Below are 17524 nucleotides of genomic sequence, written 5' to 3'. Positions count from 1 at the left end.
CACTCGCAGCGTTTTTGACCGAGATCGGCCTGCTGGGCCCGATCGCGCGTCGCGCTTGGAAGCGCACCAACTTTCTGTGAGCCCGACGCAGGTCATCGTTGTCGGCGCGGGAGCGCGCAGCCGCGGTGTCGCGACCGAACTACTCGCGGCGGGCATCACCGACGTTGTCGTCCTCGATGAATCCCCGTTGGTCAGCTCGCGATTCGACGACGGTACCCACACCTGGGAGTTGCGCACCGCCGCGGGCGAGTCGCTGCACGCCCGGGCGGTCGTCGCGGTCGATCGATCGATGCTCGTCGCATGGACGCCAGAGCTGGCCGGACGCAGCGACTTTCGCGGTATCGCGTTTCACGCCGCACAGTGGGACGCCGATTTCGATCCGACCGGCAAGCACGTCGCGGTCATCGGCACCGACTCCACCGCCGGTTATTACCTGCCGCGGCTGACCGATCGGGCGGCCTCGGTCACCGTTTTCGCGCACCCACCGCGCCGGATCGTCGCCGAATTGCCCTTGCCGCCAACCCGTGTCAAGCGGTGGCTGCGCCGCAAAGCCCTGGCGTCCTTGGGCCGCACTCAATCTCGGCCTGCACGCGTAGCTTCGCCCATTGCCGCGATCACCGCATCGGGTCTTCGCACCAGCGATGGTGTCGATCACCGCGCCGACGCGATCATCTACGGCACCGGCTTCACAATTGCCGATCCGGCGCCCGAGCTGATCGGTAGCGGCGGATTATCACTCGAGCACGCCTGGGCGGACGGCACCGAGCCCTTCCTGGGCGTAGCGATTCACGGGTTGCCTAACTACTTCTCGATCACCGGGCCCGATGTCGTCGGGCAAACTCACTATGTCGTCGAGTGCCTTGAGTTGCTCAAACGCAGCGGCAACACCCGTATCGAGGTATTGCGCAGTAGTCAGCAAGTCTTCAACGAACGCGCACATTTCCAATCCACCCCGCCATTTCGGGTGACGTCCGCGTTCGATTTGTCGTCCGGCGCGGCCGACGACGCGATATACGACGGCAGCGCGACGCTGACCATCGCCGGCACGTCCCTTCCGGTACGGGTTCGGCTGGCCGGCCGCCTCGATCCGATCGACGGCCGTTACCACTGGCAGGGAACGCTCTTCGGCTCCCCGGCCCAACCCCTACCGAACGAAGCGCTCAGGCAGATCCGTACGGCGACGCTGACGGTCGGCGAACGCAGCGCGACGGCCCGCATCGTCGAACAGACGCCGTGGGGGACCCACGCGGTGGCCGGTGTGGGTACTCCCCCCTATGCGATCACGAAATCCTGAACGGCTCCGATTTCTCTCGTCTGGTGGCATCGATGCCGCTGAACTAACGTGAGAAGTCTCTGCCGCCGGGGGGGCGGTTCCGCATTCGGTTTGCCGGATGGGAATTCGAGGGAGCAGGAGATGGAATGCCGGATCGATACGTTCGATTACTTTCCGACCGCGCTAGGATTCGGGTGCCCTAACCGCAATTAGGACACGCGCCCACAAACCGCTGCATCGCGGAGCGCGATAAGCAGGGATAATGTCCTAGACGGAAAGGAGTGCCTCTCGTGAGTGCGGTAGCTGAGTCGCCGAGCTCGCTAGCCGTTACGACTCGGACGGACGACGCGCTCGCCGTCCTGACCGTCGGCGGCGTGCTTGACGCCAGCAACTTCGGGGCGCTGCGCGAGAGCATCTCAAAGGCAACGCTGCACGAGCCCACGGCCGTCATCGTCAACATCAGCGAACTCAAGGTGCCCGCGGAATCGGCGTGGTCGGCCTTCATCAGTGCCCATTTGCAGCTCGGCACTCAGACACGAGTTCCGATTGTGCTGGTCAGCGCGCATCGCGAGACCCGCGACGCGCTCACCCGCAGCGAGGTTGCCCGCTTCATGCCGGTCTACTCGACGGAGAAGGCGGCCATCAAAGCGCTCGGCAAGCTCACCCGTCAGACCATCCAGCGGGCCGATTCCGCGTTGCCCGCGAACCTGACCAGCCTGCGCGAATCACGCCGGCTGGTCCGGGAGTGGCTGACCGAGTGGAAGCAATCCGGGCTCATCCCGGTCGCGCTGGTTGTCGTCAATGTGTTCGTGGAAAACGTGCTCGAGCACACCGGCAGCGTTCCGAAGATGCGCATCGAGACCGACGGCGAGACCGCGACGATCGCGGTCTCCGACGAGAGCACCTCGGCGGCCGTGCGGCTGCCGTCGCCGGACAAAGGCATCGACGTGTCGGGGCTGGCGATTGTCGACGCGCTGTCCCGCGCCTGGGGCAGCACGCCGACGGCGTCGGGCAAGACGGTCTGGGCCGTTATCGGCCCAGAGAATCAGCTGTAGTCGGGTCGCTTCATCCCGTTGTGTAGGACCCGCCCGCAAGCCGAACTAGAACACGTTCTAGTGTCGTGTGACGGCCCCCACAAGGAAGGCGGATGACGTGCGGTTCACCTACGCAGAGGCGATGACCGACTACCGGTACTACATCCCGCTGGCCCAGGCCGCCGAGGCGGCCGGGTACCACGCGATGACGATCGCCGACAGCATCGCCTACCCCTTCGAGTCCGACTCGAAGTATCCGTACACACCCGACGGCAACCGCGAATTCCTGGACGGCAAGGAGTTCATCGAAACCTTCGTGCTGACAGGGGCATTGGGCGCGGTGACGACGAAGCTGCACTTCAACTTCTTCGTCCTCAAGCTGCCCATCCGGCCGCCGGCGTTGGTGGCCAAGCAGATCGGTTCGCTGGCCGCGCTGACCAACAACCGGGTGGGCTTCGGGGTGGGCACCAGCCCCTGGGTCGAGGACTACGAGCTGCTGGGTGTCCCGTTCGCCAAGCGCGGTAAGCGCATGGACGAGTGCATCGAGATCATCCAGGGCCTCACCACGGGCGAGTACTTCGAATTCCACGGCGAGTTCTACGACATTCCCAAGACGAAGATGACGCCGGCTCCCACCGAACCGATCCCGATCCTGATCGGCGGGCACGCCGACGCCGCGCTCAAACGCGCCGCCCGGCTGGACGGCTGGATGCACGGTGGCGGTGACCCGGAGGAACTGGACGCGCTGCTCGCCAAGCTCAAACGGTATCGCGAGGAGGCGGGCAAGACGGGCCCGTTCCAGATTCACGTGATCTCGGCCGACGGCTTCACCGTCGACGGCGTCAAGCGGCTGGAGGACAAGGGCGTCACCGACGCCATCGTCGGGTTCCGCATCCCTTACATCACGGGAAGCGACACCGAGCCGCTCGAAGACAAGATCCGCAACCTGGAGTGGTTCGCGGAGAACGTCATCGCGAAGGTCTAGCCGTCACAGCGGATCCCAATTGGGAGCCCGCTTCTCCATGTGCGCCTTGGCAGCCTCGACCGGATTGTTCGTGAAGCCGCTGAGGATCTGAGTGCGGTTCTCGATCTCGATGGCGTGCCGCAGACTGGGGGCGTCCAGCGCGGCGTTCAGCCCAATCTTGGTCTGCCACACACCATAAGCGTTGTTCTCGGCGATCTCGCGGGCCTTGCGCAGCGCCGCCGACATCAGGTCGTCCGGCGCGACCACCTCGTGCACCAGCTTGATCCGGTAGGCCTCGTCGGCGTCGATGATCCGGCCGGTCAGCATCAGCTCGCGCGCCACGCCCGCGCCGACGATTTTCGGCAGCAGGTAACTGGTGCCCATGTCCATCGACGAGAAGCCGGCCTTGATGAACACCGAACCGAAGCGGGCCTGCTGCGACGCCACCCGGATGTCGCTGACCAACGTGAACGCCAGACCGCCGCCGACGGCGACGCCGTTAACCGCCGCGATCACCGGGATGTCGAGTTCGTAGATGCGGGTGTAGAGGTTGGCCAGCCGAACCTGTGCGTCGTAGTTGACCTTGAACGGCGGGGTGTCCGGGCTGGCAGGCTGGGTCCAGGCCTGGCCGGTGCCGCTCAGATCGGCGCCGGCGCAGAAGCCGCGTCCGGCACCGGTGATGATCGCGACCCGGTACTGGCCGCTGTCGAGCACGTCCAGGGCGGCGTCCACGCCGTCGATCAACGACCCGTCAATCGCGTTGAGGCGCTGCGGCCGGTTCAGGGTGATACAGGCGATGTTGTCCTCGAGAGTTTTCAATTCCACGGCAGGCATAACGAAACCGTATGCGACGTCGCTGTCTGCCCAATAGGCACGTCGCGGTTGCGCCGCCGCCGCGCGTTGGGCCGCGAAACTGTAACTACGGACAGCCGCTCTCGGCAAATACGTCGCCGGTTACCGTCTCGCGACTAAGAGCGTTTGGCCAACCACTCGGCCTGCATCACCAGCAACGCCATCGTCTCCAATTGCGGTGTGTCCGGGTCGAGTTCGCGATAGCACTGGTAGACGTTGACTACCACTCGCTCGGCGTCCAGCCAGGTAGCGTACTCGCCGAGATCGATGGCGTCCGCCGCCTGGGCCCACGACAGACCCTTGTCGTGTGCGGCCTTGGCTTGCTCGGCTACGTGCACGAGATAGCCACGGACGGCACGGATCCCATCCGGGTCGGTCACCGGACCGTGCCCGGGCACCACCGTCGGAGCATCCAGCGCGATCATCGCGTCGCAGGCCGCGATCCAGTTGTCGATCGGCCCCGCCCACACGATGGGGGTGCAGCCGATGAACAGCAGATCGCCACCGAACAGCACCCCGGCGTCGGGCATATGCACCACGGAGTCGGCCGCGGTGTGCGCCGGACCCAGGTTCAGCAGTTCGATCCGCCGGCCGCCGACCTCGATGGACAGCTCACGGTCGAAGGTCTGGTCGGCGTTGCGCACCTGTATGCCACTGAAGTCGAAGGGCCCGAACCGATCTCGCGTGTACGGCGTCGCAACGGGTCCCAGATTGGCGGTCTGTACCATGGCCAGCATGGCGGGCGCCATCCCGTGCTCGATCTCGTCGGCCGTGCCCTTCGCGGCGATGATCCGCACCGACGCGTCGAGCAGTTGGTTCCCGTGGGTGTGGTCACCGTTGGAGTGGGTGATCAGCGCGTCGGTGATCGGCGCCCGCTCGGTGAGCGGGCCCATGGCGGTCAGCATTTCGCGGGTCAACGCCAGATCGAAGAGGGTGTCGACCAATAGTGAGGCGCCGTTGCCGCTGACCAGACCGGCGTTGCTCCAGCCATAGCCGCCGTCCGGCAATGTCCACGCCCACACCCGATCACCGACCTCATGCAGCCCGCGGGTGTAGGGCACCCGCGCCGGCGCGCGGTTGACCCGGTTCGGCGCGGGCGCGGCTGCCGGATTGGGCCGGGGAGCCAACGGGTGTGGCGGGCTGCTGGCGCGCAGGGTCTGCCGCGTCTCCCCCAAGCCCTGCACCCGCAGCGTGACGACGTCGCCGTCACGCAGCCAGCCCGGGAAGGATTCCAGATCGGCCAGGTTGAGGTGCTCAACCAGCGTGCACGTAGGCACCGTGCCGGAGCCGATCACGTCACCGGGCGTCAGCGGTACACCGCGCGAGACGTAAGAGATGATTTCGCCGAAGCTCCAATCCATTTGGGCTGTCGAGCCCGATCCGATCACGTCGTCATTGACCAGCGCGGTGACCTGCAGGTCGAGCTTGCCTGGACGGGAGGGGTGGCGATACCGCTCGAGCTCATCGGGTGTCACCAGATAGGGGCCCAGCGTGACTCCGCTGTCTTTGCCCTTGCCCTGCCCGATCGCCAATTGGCTCTCCAGCTGCTGCAGGTCGCGCGCGGACCAGTCATTGAAGATCATGTAACCGATGATGGCCCGCTCGGCCTCGTCGACGGTCAGGTCCTTGCCGCGGATCCCGACGACCGCGGCAATCTCCAATTCAAAGTCCTGCCAGGCACTTCCAGGCGCCATCGGCGCATCGTCGTAAGGTCCCAGAACCGTTGCCGGACAAGCGAAATAAAACGCGGGTATGCGATACCAGGTATCGCTGAGTTCACGCCCGGCCCCCAGGGCCGCCTGGCAATTGCGCATATGGTCCAAAAAGCACAGCGAGTCACGGATCGACGGCGGGTTCGGGATAGGCGCCAGCAACGTCACATCGTCGCGCTGCGCGGTGACCCCGGACCGCAACGCCTCCTCGCCGGCCTGCCGCAGGCCCTCTTCCCCGCGACCGACCAGGTCCAGCAGGGTCACGCCCGGTGGAGCAGCATGGATCTCGTCACCGGAAAGCACACCGGCCCGTGGCCCGTCGGCATCGCGGTAGGTCACCCATTTCATTCGCGTACCACCTCACTTGGTTCCTTGTCCGGCCTCAGCCCGCGCCAACTCGATTGGCGCAGCCGGTTATCCGGGGTCCATTCGCTGTAGCGCACCTCGCCGACGAGAACCGGCTCGACATAGGTCACGCCTCGGGCCTCGCTGCGGGGAAGCGGTGGGGTGAACGGAGATTGGTCAGTGTGCAACGGCATCAGGGTCTTCTTCAGGTTCGCCAGGTCACGCTCGGTGAACCCGGTACCGACGCGGCCCGCGAAGTGCAGGCCGCCGTCGGCCGGAATGCCCATGAGCAGGGAGCCGATGCCGCTGCTACGCCCGCCCTCCCCGGCCTTCCAGCCGCCGATGACGACCTCCTGGGTGTTCCAATGCTTGTCCTTGATCCAGGATGCCGAGCGCCGGCCCGGCTGATAGGTGGAGTCGCGCTTCTTGGCGACCACGCCCTCCCAACCACGCTTGGCGGAATGCTCGAGCGCCTGCTTGCCGTCACCCGGCAGCAGTTCGGGGACGATGAGGTCGCTGCCACTTCCCAGCGTTTCCAATAGCTTTCGGCGGTCTTGATAGCGAGCCCGCAGCAGGGAACGCCCATCGAGATACAGCAGATCGAAGGCCCAGAATTCCACGCGGCTACCCCGGCCGCGGTTTTGCATCGCGTGAAAACTCGGCACCCCGGCGGCGTCCAACACCACGGCTTCGCCGTCGAGGACGACATGATGATCGGCCAGATCCTTTGCCAGCGAATTCAGTTGGGGGTATTCGCCGGTGACCTCGCGGCCACGCCGGGACCGGACGCGCAGGGTGCCGTGGTCGATGTCGACCAGCAGTCGGTAGCCGTCCCATTTGCCTTCGAACGCCCACTGGCCCGCCTTGCACGCCGCCACGGAGCCGTGAGTGGCGAGCATGGGTGCTATCCCGTCGAAGTCGAATACCTTCTGGTCCTTCATCCGGTGCGCCAGCCATTGGTCGCCGTTGGTTTGAATCAGCGCGTAGCGCCCAGAGATTCGGCTACCGTGCAGGTTAACGATGACTTCACCCTTTTCGGCCGAGTCATTGAACTTTTCGGCCTCGTAGGTGCCGGCGTCCCAGATGACCACCTTGCCGGCGCCGTACTCGCCCTTCGGGATGGTGCCCTCGAAGCTACCGTATTCCAGCGGGTGGTCCTCGGTGTGCACCGCGAGATGGTTCACCGATGTGGTGTCGGGAAGATTCTTCGGCACGGCCCATGACACCAGCACGCCGTCGCGTTCCAGCCGGAAGTCGTAATGCAGCCGGCCGGCATGGTGTTCCTGGATGACGAATGTATTTCCGTGTCCTGCAATGGGTTTAGCGTGAGGAACGGGCTCCGGTGTCTTTGCCGCGTCGCGCATGCTGCGGTATTTGCTCAGCCGGTCCGCGAGGGGAGCGTCGGCGTCCAACGGCGCCAGCAGATCTCCGTCGCGGGCGACGCGGGCCAGCACCTCGTCGTAGCGCAGCTGCCCCAAGCCCGGGTCGTCGAGTTCCTCCCAGGTGCGCGGCGCCGCGACCGTGGGATGTTCGCGCCCCCGCAACGAGTACGGCGCGATGGTGGTCTTTGCACCGTTGTTCTGGCTCCAGTCCAGGAAGATCTTGCCGTCCCGCAGGCTCTTGGTCATCGTCGACGTGACCAGCTTGGGCATGGCCGTTTCCAATTGCTGGGCAACACGTTTGGCCAGCACCGAGGCGCCGCGGCTGCTCACCGGCTTCTCCAATGGCGCATAGAGGTGCAGTCCCTTGCTGCCGCTGGTGAGCGGGAAAGTCGTCAGCCCGATGTCGGCGATCAGGTCGCGCACAGCGCGGGCCACCTTGGCCAGTTGCCCCATCGTGACGCCCTCGCCCGGGTCTAGATCGAACACCAATCGTGTTGCGGGACCGGGCTTGAGTTCTTCAGCCTTACTGCGGGTCCACTGCGCGACGAACCTCCACTGCGGCACGTGCACTTCCAGCGCCGCCTGCTGCGCGATCCAGGCCAGCCCGTCGACACTGTCGATGATCGGATATGTCGTCGTCCCGGACCGGTGCGAAATGCTGGCGCGCGGCAACCATTCTGGAGCCGAGGCGGCCAGCTGCTTTTCGAAAAACGATGACTGCTCAACACCATTGGGCCACCGCTTACGGGTAGCCGCACGTCCGGCGATGTGCGGCAGCATCACCTCCGCGATGCCGGTGTAATAGTCGAAGACGTCGGACTTGGTGGTGCCGGTCGCAGGGTAGAGCACCTTGTCGGGGTTCGTGAGCTTCACCCGCGGTGCCATGAGAGTCAACCTACGCGTTTACACTCTGTTAACGCCGTTGACCGCCGATTATCGTTCGGTATCGGCGATTTCTTTGTGACATCAACCACGGAGCGATTAGACCCATGGTCGCCTCGGGCACAGATGGACAATGTTTGATGTCTCTGCGCCATGGCGTCGAAAAAGCGGCGTCCCCTTAAGCGATGCGACCCTACAACTGCACTCGCAGCGCGTTGACGTGCCCACCTACGACAGGTCGGCGCTGCAGCGTGGTGTGGTTCACATCGGGGCGGGCAACTTTCACCGCGCACACCAGGCCGTCTACTTCGACGACCTTGCCCGCTCAGGCATTTCCGACCGGTGGGGCGTGACCGGTGTCAGTCTGAACTCCCCTAACGCCAAAGACCTGCTGTCGGCACAGGATGGGCTGTACACCGTCGTCCAGCGCGGCCACGACCGCGAAAATGCCCGCGTGGTCGGCTCGATCGGCTCCGTTCACTACGCACCGAATGACAGCGCGGCGGTCCGCGCCGCCCTGGCAGACCCCCAAACCCGCATCGTCAGCCTGACCATCACCAACAACGGATACTTCCTCAACCCGGTCACCGACGAGTTCGACGCCGACCACCCCGACGTGCGCGCCGACCTGGTCGCGTCCGACGGGTATGCCACCGCGTGGGGCTATCTGGCCGAAGCTCTCGACCGTCGCCGCCGCGCGGGCATCGCACCATTCACCGTGCTCTGCTGCGACAACATCCCCGGCGACAGCCAGCCGGCGAGAACCGCCCTGGTGTCGTTCGCCGCCTTGAAGGATCCCGCGCTCGCCCGCTGGATCGACACGTATGTCGCGTTCCCGTCGACCATGGTCGACCGGATCACCCCGCAGACCTCGAATTCGGAGTGCCAGTTCGTCGAGCAGACGTTCGGCGTGGCCGACAAACTGCCGGTCGTGACCGAGCCGTACCGCCAATGGGTGATCGAGGACTCGTTCTGCAATTCACGTCCGCCGCTGGACCTCGTCGGCGCCGAGTTCGTGGCTGACGTCGGCGACCACAAGCTGATCAAGACCCGTCTGCTCAACGGATCCCATATCGCGCTCGGGTGTCTGGCCACCCTGGCCGGGTATCAGCGCACGGACGAGGCGATGCGGGATCGGGTGATCTTCGGCTACGTCGAGACGCTGCTGCGCGACGAGATTCAACCGCTGCTGCCCGCCGTGCCCGGGATGAACACCCCCGAATATCGGGCCACCCTGCTGGATCGGCTCAGCAATCCCCGAATGAGCGATCAGTTGTCGCGGTTGGCTCGACGGGGAACCAGCAAAATGGCCCAGTTTGTGATGCCCTCACTGGAGGAGGGGATCGCGCAGGGCAGGCCGCATACCCTGCTGATGTTGGCTGTTGCCGGGTGGGCTCGCTACATGCGCGGCCACGACCTCAACGGGCGCAAAATCAGCCTCGAGGACTCCCAGGCGATTCCGGTGGCTAGGTTGGCCAACATGGCGAGCAACAACCCCGATCCACTGCTGGGCCATGAAATGTTCGCCCAGGTGCGCCGGGTTCCCGGTTTTGCCGAGCGGCTGGGCGAGATGATTGCCGATATCGACCAGCGCGGTGTGGTGCTCACGCTGCGGGACGCGCTGCGCACGAACGAGTTGGTGTCGCGATGAACGGCGAACTGACGCTTGTGCGCACCTTCGACCCGGCGCCGGTTACGACCTTGCTCTGCGACGCCGACGACAACTTGTTTGCTTCGGAGCGGCCCGCGTTCGAGGCATCGACCGAGGTGGTGAATCGTTTCCTGGCCAGGTTCGGCGTAACGGCCCCGCTCAGCGCGGAGGAGTTGCGCAAACGGGCGGTCGGGAAGAACTTCCGTACCACCGCGCTCGACCTGGCGGTACAGTGCGACATCCCGCTCGAGCAGACGTTGGCCCAGGGCCGTCCCGCGGCGGTGATCGCCTCCGACGGCGACTTGGCCGGCGGCAACGCGCTGACGGTCGACGAACTCGAGGGGTGGGTGCGCGAGGAGCGCGAACGAGTCACCGCGCATCTGGCGCGCACCCTGACGCCCGATCCGCAGGTGCTCGAACCGTTGCGCGACCTCGCGGCGCATTACGCCCTCGCAGCGGTCAGCTCGAGTGCCACTACGCGGCTGGGTGCCTGCTTCGCTGCCACCGGCCTGGATGCGCTGATATCGGGGTCGGTGACCTTCAGCGCGGAGGATTCGCTTCCGGTGCCGACAAGCAAACCCGACCCGGCGGTATACCTGCATGCCGGCCAGGCGCTCGGCGTCGCATCCGAACAGGGGCTGGCCATCGAAGACTCCGTGGCAGGCGTGTCTTCCGCGGTGGCAGCAGGCTACCCCACCGTCGGTAACCTGATGTTTCTACTACCTGACGAACGGGATTGCCGCCGTGCGGAATTGATCGATGCCGGCGCAGTCGCGATCACCGAGTCGTGGCGTGCGCTGGCCGAATTCCTGCTGCTGTCGGCGGTGCCGACTGGAGGTTCCCCGCTCGCGTAAGGGGCGGCGGCCCCCGCAGTAGCGATCCGGGCGGTGGCCCGGGGAGGAGGTGGCCAACGATGGCCAGCGCAATCGATCTGAACAATGCGTCGCTCTCCCGACTGCCGATCGACGCGCCGAAATACGACCGCGACAGCATCACCGTCGGTATTGCCCACATTGGCGCCGGTCACTTCCATCGGGCGCATCAGGCGGCGTACATCAACCTGCTGCAGCAGCAGGGCCTGGCGCACGACTGGGGCATTTGCGGGGTGGGCGTCATGCCCGCCGACTGGACCATGCGCGATGTCCTGACCGATCAGGACGGGCTGTACACGCTGATCTTGGAGAACCCCGACGGCAGCCGGGATGCCCAAGTGATCGGCTCGATCGTCGATTACCGCTACGCCCCCGACGATCCGGAGTCGGCGCTGCAGGTGCTTGCCGCCCCGTCCACCCGGATCATCTCGCTGACGATCACCGAGGGCGGGTACCGCGATCCCGATGGGCCCGCGTTCACGTTGATCACCCGGGCGCTCGCCCGGCGCCGCGATCGAGGACTCCCCGCGCCGACGATCGTGTCCTGCGACAACATCGAGAACAACGGCGAGGTCGCCCGGCGTACGGTGCTCGCCAGCGCCGAACGCCTAGACCCCGAGCTGGCGGCATGGGTCGCCGAGCACAGCCGGTTTCCGAGTTCGATGGTCGATCGCATCACCCCGGCAACGACTTTGGAGATGGCCGCCGAAGTGCGGCGCGACTTCGGCGTCAACGACCGGTGGCCGGTGGTGGCCGAGCCGTTCACCGCCTGGGTGCTCGAGGACGACTTCGCCGATGGCCGACCGCCGCTCGAGCAAGCCGGCGTGCTGATGGTCGACGATGTGCACCCATACGAGCTGATGAAGCTGCGGCTGCTCAACGCGGGCCATCAGTGCCTGTGCTACTTCGCCCATCTCTGCGGCTTCGAGTTCGTGCACGAAGCGGCGCAGGATCCGTTGTTCGCCAAGTACTTGCTTGCCTATTTCGACACCGAGGCCATCCCGACGCTGCCGCCGGTGCCCGGCATCGACCTGCATGACTACGGTCGCACCCTGATCGAGCGGTTCGCCAACCCCGCGGTGCGCGACACCGTCGCCCGGCTCTGCGCCTACTCGTCGGACCGCATACCGAAATGGCTGTTTCCGGTCATCCACGACAATTTGGCCAACGATGGTCCGATTCAGATGGCGTCGGCGGCGGTGGCCAGTTGGGCCCGCTACGCCGAAGGCGTCGACGAGTGGGGCGAACCGTACGAGGTGCTCGACCAGCTCTCGGATTCGCTCGTCCCGATCGCCCGGTCGCATCGCGAAAACGCATGCGCGTTCATCGAGATCACCGCGGTATTCGCCGACCTGTCCCATCAGCATCGGTTTGTCGAGGCATACCGCTGGGCGCTGGATTCGTTGCACAGCAAGGGAGCTCGCGCGACGTTGGAGGCGTTGGTGCGATGAGGAGCCTGGTGATCGGCGAGTCGCTGATCGACATCGTCGAAGGCGACGAACATGTCGGCGGCAGTCCGCTCAACGTCGCCGTCGGACTCGGCCGGCTGGGCCGCGACGTCGACTTCCTGACCCACATCGCCGCCGACTCGCGTGGCCGGCGGATCGCGGACTATATCGAATCCTCTGGCGCACAACTGGTTCCGGGAAGCATGACTGCCGCGCGCACACCGACCGCGACGGCGACGATCGCCGAGGATGGATCCGCCACCTACACCTTCGATCTGGACTGGCAGCTCTCCGGCACACCCGAAGTTCCCCCGCCGTTGTTGGTGCACACCGGGTCGATCGCGGCGGTGCGCGAGCCCGGATGCTTGGCGGTCGCGGCGCTGCTCGACGCCTACCGGTTATCGGCCACGATCACGCTGGATCCCAACATCCGGCCGTCGCTGATCGCGAACCCGGATCTGACGCGGCAACGCATCGAGCATCTCGTCGCACGCAGCGACATCGTCAAGGTCAGCGATGAGGACCTGCGCTGGATCGCCCCCGACTGCGAGCCGGAGCATACGGCCCGCGGTTGGCTGGCGATGGGTCCTGCGATCGTCGCCGTGACGATGGGCGAACACGGTTCGCGGGCGTTGTGCGCGGCCGGCGAGGCGCACGTGGCCGCCAAGCAGGCAGAAGTGGTCGACACCATTGGCGCCGGCGACGCATTCATGGTCGGCCTGCTCGATGCACTCTGGGGAATGGACCTATTGGGGCGTCGGCGGCGAGCCGCCCTGGCCAAAATTCAGCTCGAGGAATTGACCGCGGCATTCGAGGCGGCGGGGCTGGTGTCGGCATTGACCGTGGGCCGCGCCGGCGCCGATTTACCCGACCGTGCGGCCCTGCGCTCAATCGCGCTCTAGCCCGGGCGGTTTCACGTGGATACCGCGATACCCGAGCTCGGCCGGATTCGAGCGTAAAGTCGGCTCGTCAAGTCGCAGCGCATTGACCCTGAGTCGGCAGTGGTTAAAGGCGGCAAACACCGGGAGGTATGGCGAGTTCCGTGGCAAAGCAGCCAGACCAGTTCGATTGGATCACTGCCTACCTGGACGGTCATGGCCTACTGAAACCGTGGCGCAGGATATCGGCAGTCTTCATCGCGTCATTCACGGCGTTCCCGCTGATCATGCTTTGCAGCCCGGCCGGGCCCACAGATCCGCCGACCCGGACGGTGACACTCGTGGCATCGGCATTGGGAATCGTCGCCGCGAGCCTGCGGCTCAAACGCTGGCCCTCACGACGTCAGTCGAGCAGCTGGTTGCTCATCGGCATGGCAGGCATCGCGGCGGCGCTGTTGACGCTGTCGAACCCCTACGTGGGATTGATGTGTTGCACGACTTTCGCGATGCTGGGTGGCTACATCGCGTACTTCCACGCCTTCGGCTACGTGCTCACGAACTTCGCCGTGGCCGCGACGTGCGTGGTGGTTCTGTCATATCGCATCATCGCGAACACGGGTGACGTAGCGCTGACAGCCGCTTCCGTGATCGTGGTGGTGGGACTCAACATCGGTGTGCCGTTGGGCATGCAGTCGTTGGTGCATACGCTGCGAACCGATCTGCAAAGCTCCGGACGCGACCCGCTTACCGGCCTGCACAACCGGCGCTCCTTCAACAACTCGGCGTACGAACTGATCCGGGTTCATCGCAACACGGCGGGCTCCTATCTGGTGGTCGCGGTCATCGATCTCGACGACTTCAAACGGCTCAACGACACCCACGGCCACGCCGCGGGCGATCAAGCGTTGGTCGCGGTCGCCGCGGCGCTTCAGCAGAGTTGTCGCGCCACCGCGGTGATCGGGCGGGCCGGTGGAGAAGAATTTGTCGTCGCCGACATCAGGACCACACCCGACCCCGCGAGAATGGCCGAACGAATTTGCGACGCGATAGCCGCCATCCCCTTCGACATCACCGCGAGCATCGGCACCTCGGGTGCGCCGCTGGACGACAGCCCGAATACCCCGGCCATGGAGCTTATCGACGATCTGATCAGGACGTCGGACGCCGCAATGTACGAGGCCAAACGCGCCGGAGGCAATCAGGTTCGCCACTATTCCGGGGACACGCCCCGCGGGTAACGGCCTGATCGGATTGCGGCCAACACGTTTCGCCGATGATCGGCGGCTGCGGCCAGGGCGATCCGGCCCCGCGGCGACCCCGGCGAAATCTGCTCAATCCCAGCTCACGGGCCTGTCGGGCTGTTTTGCCGGCGGTGGTATGGGCATACTGACAACATGCGCTCCATCTGGAAGGGTTCGATCGCGTTCGGGCTCGTCAACGTGCCGGTCAAGGTGTACAGCGCCACCGAAGACCACGACATCAAGTTCCATCAGGTGCACGCTAAGGACAACGGCCGCATTCGCTACCAGCGAGTGTGCGAGTTAGATGGCGAGGTCGTCGAATACCGGGACATCGCCCGTGCCTACGAATCCGACGACGGGCAGATGGTGGTCATCACCGACGACGACATCTCCACGCTGCCCGAAGAACGCAGCCGCGAAATCGAGGTGCTGGAGTTCGTCCCGGCCGCCGACGTCGACCCGATGATGTTCGATCGTAGCTACTTCCTCGAGCCGGACTCCAAATCGTCCAAATCATATGTACTGCTGGCCAAGACATTGGCCGAGACCGACCGAATGGCGATCGTCCATTTCACGCTGCGCAACAAGACCCGGCTTGCGGCCTTGCGGGTCAAGGACTTTGGTAAGCGTGACGTCATGGTGGTGCACACCTTGTTGTGGCCGGACGAGATTCGCGATCCCGACTTTCCGGTGCTGGACAAGAAGGTCGAGATCAAGCCCGCGGAGCTGAAGATGGCCGGGCAGGTGGTCGAGTCGATGGCCGAGGACTTCAATCCGGACCGCTACCGAGACACCTACCAGGAGCAACTACAGGAACTCGTCGACGCGAAACTCGAAGGTGGAGAGGCATTTACCACCGAGGAGAAGCCTAAGGAATTGGACGAGGCCGAAGACGTCTCCGATTTGCTCGCCAAGCTGGAGGCCAGCGTCAAGGCTCGCTCCGGCGACGGGAAGGCACCGGCGAAGAAGACGGCCGCCAAAAAGGCGCCCGCCAAAAAGACTGCCGCAAAGAAGGCGCCCGCCAAGAAGTCGCCTGCCAAAGCGGCGTCACGATCCTGATCCGCGAGGATCGCCATCAAGCCCGGGTGAAACTCTCTCCGCGCGGTCGGCCGGTCAAGAAGCGGAATCCTGCGGCAATGAGGTTGATGGCGGCCACAATGATGATCAAGGTCAGCGCCGCGCCCCAGATCCGCAGGAAGCCCGCATGCTCCGGATTGGTGAGTTCGGTGTAGATCAGCAGCGGCAGCGACGCCATGTTGCCGTGGAAGACATCGAGGTTGATCGCCCGGCTGTAACCGACCAAGACCAGCACTGGGGCGGTTTCGCCGATGACGCGCGCGAGGGCGAGCAGAATGCCCGACACGACGCCGGGCATCGCGATCGGAAAGACGATCCGCACAATCGTCTTCCATTTCGGTACGCCCAACGCGTAACTGGCCTCGCGAAGTTCGTCGGGTACCAACCGCAGCATCTCCTCGGTGGACCGCACCACGACCGGCAACATCAGCAGGACCAGCGCCAGCGCCACGGCGAAGGCGCTCTGCTGGAAGCCCAACGTGGCGATCCACAGGCTGAAGATGAACAGTGCCGCCACGATCGAGGGCACCCCGGCAAGCACGTCGACCATGAAGGTGGTCAGCCGCGCCAACCGTCCCGAACCGTATTCCACCAGGAACACCGCCGTCATCAAACCAAGGGGCACGGCCAGCAGGGAAGCCACGCCGGCCTGCACCAGCGTCCCGTACAGCGCGTGGTAAACCCCGCCGGCGAACTCCTCCGGCAACACGCCGCGCAGCGAGTGGGTCCACCAATGCGACCGGGTGACGGCATACCCGCCCCGCTCGATCACCACCCAGAGCAACCAGACCAGCGGCACCAGCGCGACACCGAACGAAGTGAGGAAAAGCATTGTCGCGACGTTGTTTTTGATCTTGCGCCGCATACTGACCGGCTCGACTACCGATGCTTTGAGTGGCTCACGCAGTGTTTCAGTGCTCATGCGTTGACCTTCCCGCCGGCGATCGCGCGGGCGGCAGCGTTGACCACGAATGTGATCACGAACAACGCGAACCCAGCCGAGATGTAGGCCCCGGTCGGCAACGGTTCGCTGAATTCGGATGCCGCGGAGGCGATCTTCGAGGCAAACGTGTAACCGCCGTCGAACAACGACCAGTTACCGGGACGGGCCCCCGCGCGCAAGATGATCAGCACCGCAACGGTTTCGCCCAGCGCGCGGCCCAGTCCCAGCATCGAGGCCGCGACCACACCGCTGCGGCCGTAGGGCAGCACGGTCAACCGCACCACCTCCCACCGGGTGGCACCGAGCGCCTGGGCCGCCTCCATCTGGATGCGCGGGGTCTGGCGGAAGGCTTCTCGTGAAACCGACGTGATGATCGGCAAGATCATCACCGAAAGCACGATCCCAGCGGTAAAGATCGTCCCGCCGCCCGCCAAGGACACGTTGCCCTGCTTGAACAGAAAGATCCATCCCAGGTTGCGATTCAGAAATTCGGCCAACGGCTCCAGTTTGGGCGCCAGCACGAAGATTCCCCACAGTCCGAAAATGATCGACGGCACCGCTGCCAATAAATCAACCATCGCGGCGAACGGGCGCGCCAGCCGCGGTGGCGCATATTGGGTGAGGAAGACCGCGATGCCGATCGCAACCGGCACGGCCACCACCAGTGCGCTGGTCGCACTCAGCACGGTGACCATCAGCAAGTCGTGGATACCGAACGCCAACTTCGTGGGATCGGTGGTATCGAATTCGTTGCTGGTGAAGAAATTCGCGTGGTTGGCCTGTAGCGCTGGGATAGCGCGAATCAGCAGAAATATCGCGATCAACGCGATCGCGATCACGATCGTGGATCCGGCGGCGGCGGCGACCGACTTGAATATCTGGTCGCCCCGCCGCACCACCCGTCGAGTCACCGGCGTCGGGACTGGCTTCGTCACCGGCGGACTGACACGCAGCGTTTCGGACACCACAA

The 17524-nt window shown here is 65.0% G+C and carries 14 protein-coding genes and 1 pseudogene; 9 read left to right on the top strand and 6 right to left on the bottom strand.

What is annotated here, in order from left to right; all coding sequences use genetic code 11:
* Positions 1-19 precede the first annotated feature (19 nt).
* Positions 20-88, bottom strand: a pseudogene (locus tag ACAG21_RS14660) (hypothetical protein); the annotation flags it as partial.
* On the opposite strand from ACAG21_RS14660, the gene ACAG21_RS14655 reads away from it, so the two are divergent.
* The 3 genes from ACAG21_RS14655 (at position 77) to ACAG21_RS14645 (ending at position 3292) form a co-directional block, all read left to right on the top strand.
* On the top strand, positions 77-1294 hold the full coding sequence (locus ACAG21_RS14655) for a DUF4873 domain-containing protein (protein WP_370496831.1): 1218 nt from the start codon (positions 77-79) through the stop codon (positions 1292-1294). The pseudogene ACAG21_RS14660 and the gene ACAG21_RS14655 sit on opposite strands and share 12 nt — an antisense overlap.
* A gap of 260 nt (positions 1295-1554) precedes the next feature.
* On the top strand, positions 1555-2328 hold the full coding sequence (locus tag ACAG21_RS14650; protein ID WP_370496830.1) for an STAS domain-containing protein: 774 nt from the start codon (positions 1555-1557) through the stop codon (positions 2326-2328).
* Positions 2329-2425: 97 nt separating this feature from the next.
* On the top strand, positions 2426-3292 hold the full coding sequence (locus ACAG21_RS14645) for an LLM class flavin-dependent oxidoreductase (protein ID WP_370496828.1): 867 nt from the start codon (positions 2426-2428) through the stop codon (positions 3290-3292).
* A gap of 3 nt (positions 3293-3295) precedes the next feature.
* On the opposite strand, the gene ACAG21_RS14640 is transcribed toward ACAG21_RS14645, so the two are convergent.
* From ACAG21_RS14640 to ACAG21_RS14630, 3 genes are all read right to left on the bottom strand, one after another.
* The gene (locus ACAG21_RS14640; RefSeq protein ID WP_370496992.1) at positions 3296-4096 is read right to left on the bottom strand and encodes an enoyl-CoA hydratase/isomerase family protein; all 801 of its coding nucleotides are present in this window, start codon (positions 4094-4096) and stop codon (positions 3296-3298) included.
* 143 nt (positions 4097-4239) lie between these two features.
* Complete coding sequence (locus ACAG21_RS14635; protein ID WP_370496827.1) at positions 4240-6183, bottom strand: fumarylacetoacetate hydrolase family protein; 1944 nt, start codon at positions 6181-6183, stop codon at positions 4240-4242.
* Positions 6180-8447 (bottom strand): ATP-dependent DNA ligase, encoded by a 2268-nt coding sequence (locus ACAG21_RS14630; RefSeq protein ID WP_370496826.1) that lies wholly within the window; start codon positions 8445-8447, stop codon positions 6180-6182. Before ACAG21_RS14630 ends, ACAG21_RS14635 begins: the two co-directional genes overlap by 4 nt.
* Positions 8448-8577: 130 nt before the next feature.
* Here ACAG21_RS14630 and ACAG21_RS14625 point away from each other — a divergent pair, with 130 nt between their 5' ends.
* From ACAG21_RS14625 to ACAG21_RS14600, 6 genes are all read left to right on the top strand, one after another.
* The gene (locus ACAG21_RS14625; protein ID WP_370496825.1) at positions 8578-10095 is read left to right on the top strand and encodes a mannitol dehydrogenase family protein; all 1518 of its coding nucleotides are present in this window, start codon (positions 8578-8580) and stop codon (positions 10093-10095) included.
* The gene (locus ACAG21_RS14620; protein WP_370496824.1) at positions 10092-10949 is read left to right on the top strand and encodes an HAD family hydrolase; all 858 of its coding nucleotides are present in this window, start codon (positions 10092-10094) and stop codon (positions 10947-10949) included. The genes ACAG21_RS14625 and ACAG21_RS14620 overlap by 4 nt, the downstream gene beginning before the upstream one ends.
* Positions 10950-11008: 59 nt before the next feature.
* Positions 11009-12418 carry a mannitol dehydrogenase family protein gene (locus ACAG21_RS14615; RefSeq protein ID WP_370496823.1) on the top strand — a complete coding sequence of 470 codons (1410 nt, stop codon included), beginning with the start codon at positions 11009-11011 and terminating at the stop codon, positions 12416-12418.
* Positions 12415-13317, top strand: a complete 903-nt coding sequence (locus tag ACAG21_RS14610; protein ID WP_370496822.1) for a carbohydrate kinase — start codon at positions 12415-12417, stop codon at positions 13315-13317. Before ACAG21_RS14615 ends, ACAG21_RS14610 begins: the two co-directional genes overlap by 4 nt.
* 140 nt (positions 13318-13457) lie before the next feature.
* Entirely contained in the window at positions 13458-14531 is a 1074-nt protein-coding gene (locus ACAG21_RS14605; protein WP_370496821.1) for a GGDEF domain-containing protein, read from the top strand.
* Positions 14532-14687: 156 nt separating this feature from the next.
* Positions 14688-15593: a Ku protein gene (locus tag ACAG21_RS14600; RefSeq protein ID WP_370496820.1), complete on the top strand. Its 906-nt coding sequence runs from the start codon at positions 14688-14690 to the stop codon at positions 15591-15593.
* 16 nt (positions 15594-15609) lie between these two features.
* Here the strand turns inward: ACAG21_RS14600 and pstA are convergent, their stop codons facing one another.
* Positions 15610-16533, bottom strand: a complete 924-nt coding sequence (gene pstA / locus ACAG21_RS14595; RefSeq protein ID WP_370496819.1) for a phosphate ABC transporter permease PstA — start codon at positions 16531-16533, stop codon at positions 15610-15612.
* A complete protein-coding gene (gene pstC / locus ACAG21_RS14590; protein WP_370496818.1) occupies positions 16530-17489 on the bottom strand; it encodes a phosphate ABC transporter permease subunit PstC in 960 nt (319 codons plus the stop codon). The genes pstA and pstC overlap by 4 nt, the downstream gene beginning before the upstream one ends.
* Positions 17490-17524: the final 35 nt, after the last annotated feature.

This window comes from Mycobacterium sp. pR1184 (genome assembly GCF_041287235.1).
Taxonomy (GTDB): domain Bacteria; phylum Actinomycetota; class Actinomycetes; order Mycobacteriales; family Mycobacteriaceae; genus Mycobacterium.
The sequence above is the reverse complement of the archived record's forward strand: the minus strand, read 5'-3'. Positions and strand labels throughout refer to the sequence as shown.

What these genes read in the sequence shown, in the direction of transcription:
- ACAG21_RS14635 (WP_370496827.1), bottom strand. Translation starts at nt 6,183, where the DNA reads ATGAAATGGGTGACCTACCGCGATGCCGACGGGCCACGGGCCGGTGTG.
- ACAG21_RS14630 (WP_370496826.1), bottom strand. Translation starts at nt 8,447, where the DNA reads ATGGCACCGCGGGTGAAGCTCACGAACCCCGACAAGGTGCTCTACCCT.
- ACAG21_RS14625 (WP_370496825.1), top strand. Translation starts at nt 8,578, where the DNA reads ATGTTTGATGTCTCTGCGCCATGGCGTCGAAAAAGCGGCGTCCCCTTA.
- ACAG21_RS14620 (WP_370496824.1), top strand. Translation starts at nt 10,092, where the DNA reads ATGAACGGCGAACTGACGCTTGTGCGCACCTTCGACCCGGCGCCGGTT.
- ACAG21_RS14615 (WP_370496823.1), top strand. Translation starts at nt 11,009, where the DNA reads ATGGCCAGCGCAATCGATCTGAACAATGCGTCGCTCTCCCGACTGCCG.
- ACAG21_RS14610 (WP_370496822.1), top strand. Translation starts at nt 12,415, where the DNA reads ATGAGGAGCCTGGTGATCGGCGAGTCGCTGATCGACATCGTCGAAGGC.
- ACAG21_RS14600 (WP_370496820.1), top strand. Translation starts at nt 14,688, where the DNA reads ATGCGCTCCATCTGGAAGGGTTCGATCGCGTTCGGGCTCGTCAACGTG.
- pstA (WP_370496819.1), bottom strand. Translation starts at nt 16,533, where the DNA reads ATGAGCACTGAAACACTGCGTGAGCCACTCAAAGCATCGGTAGTCGAG.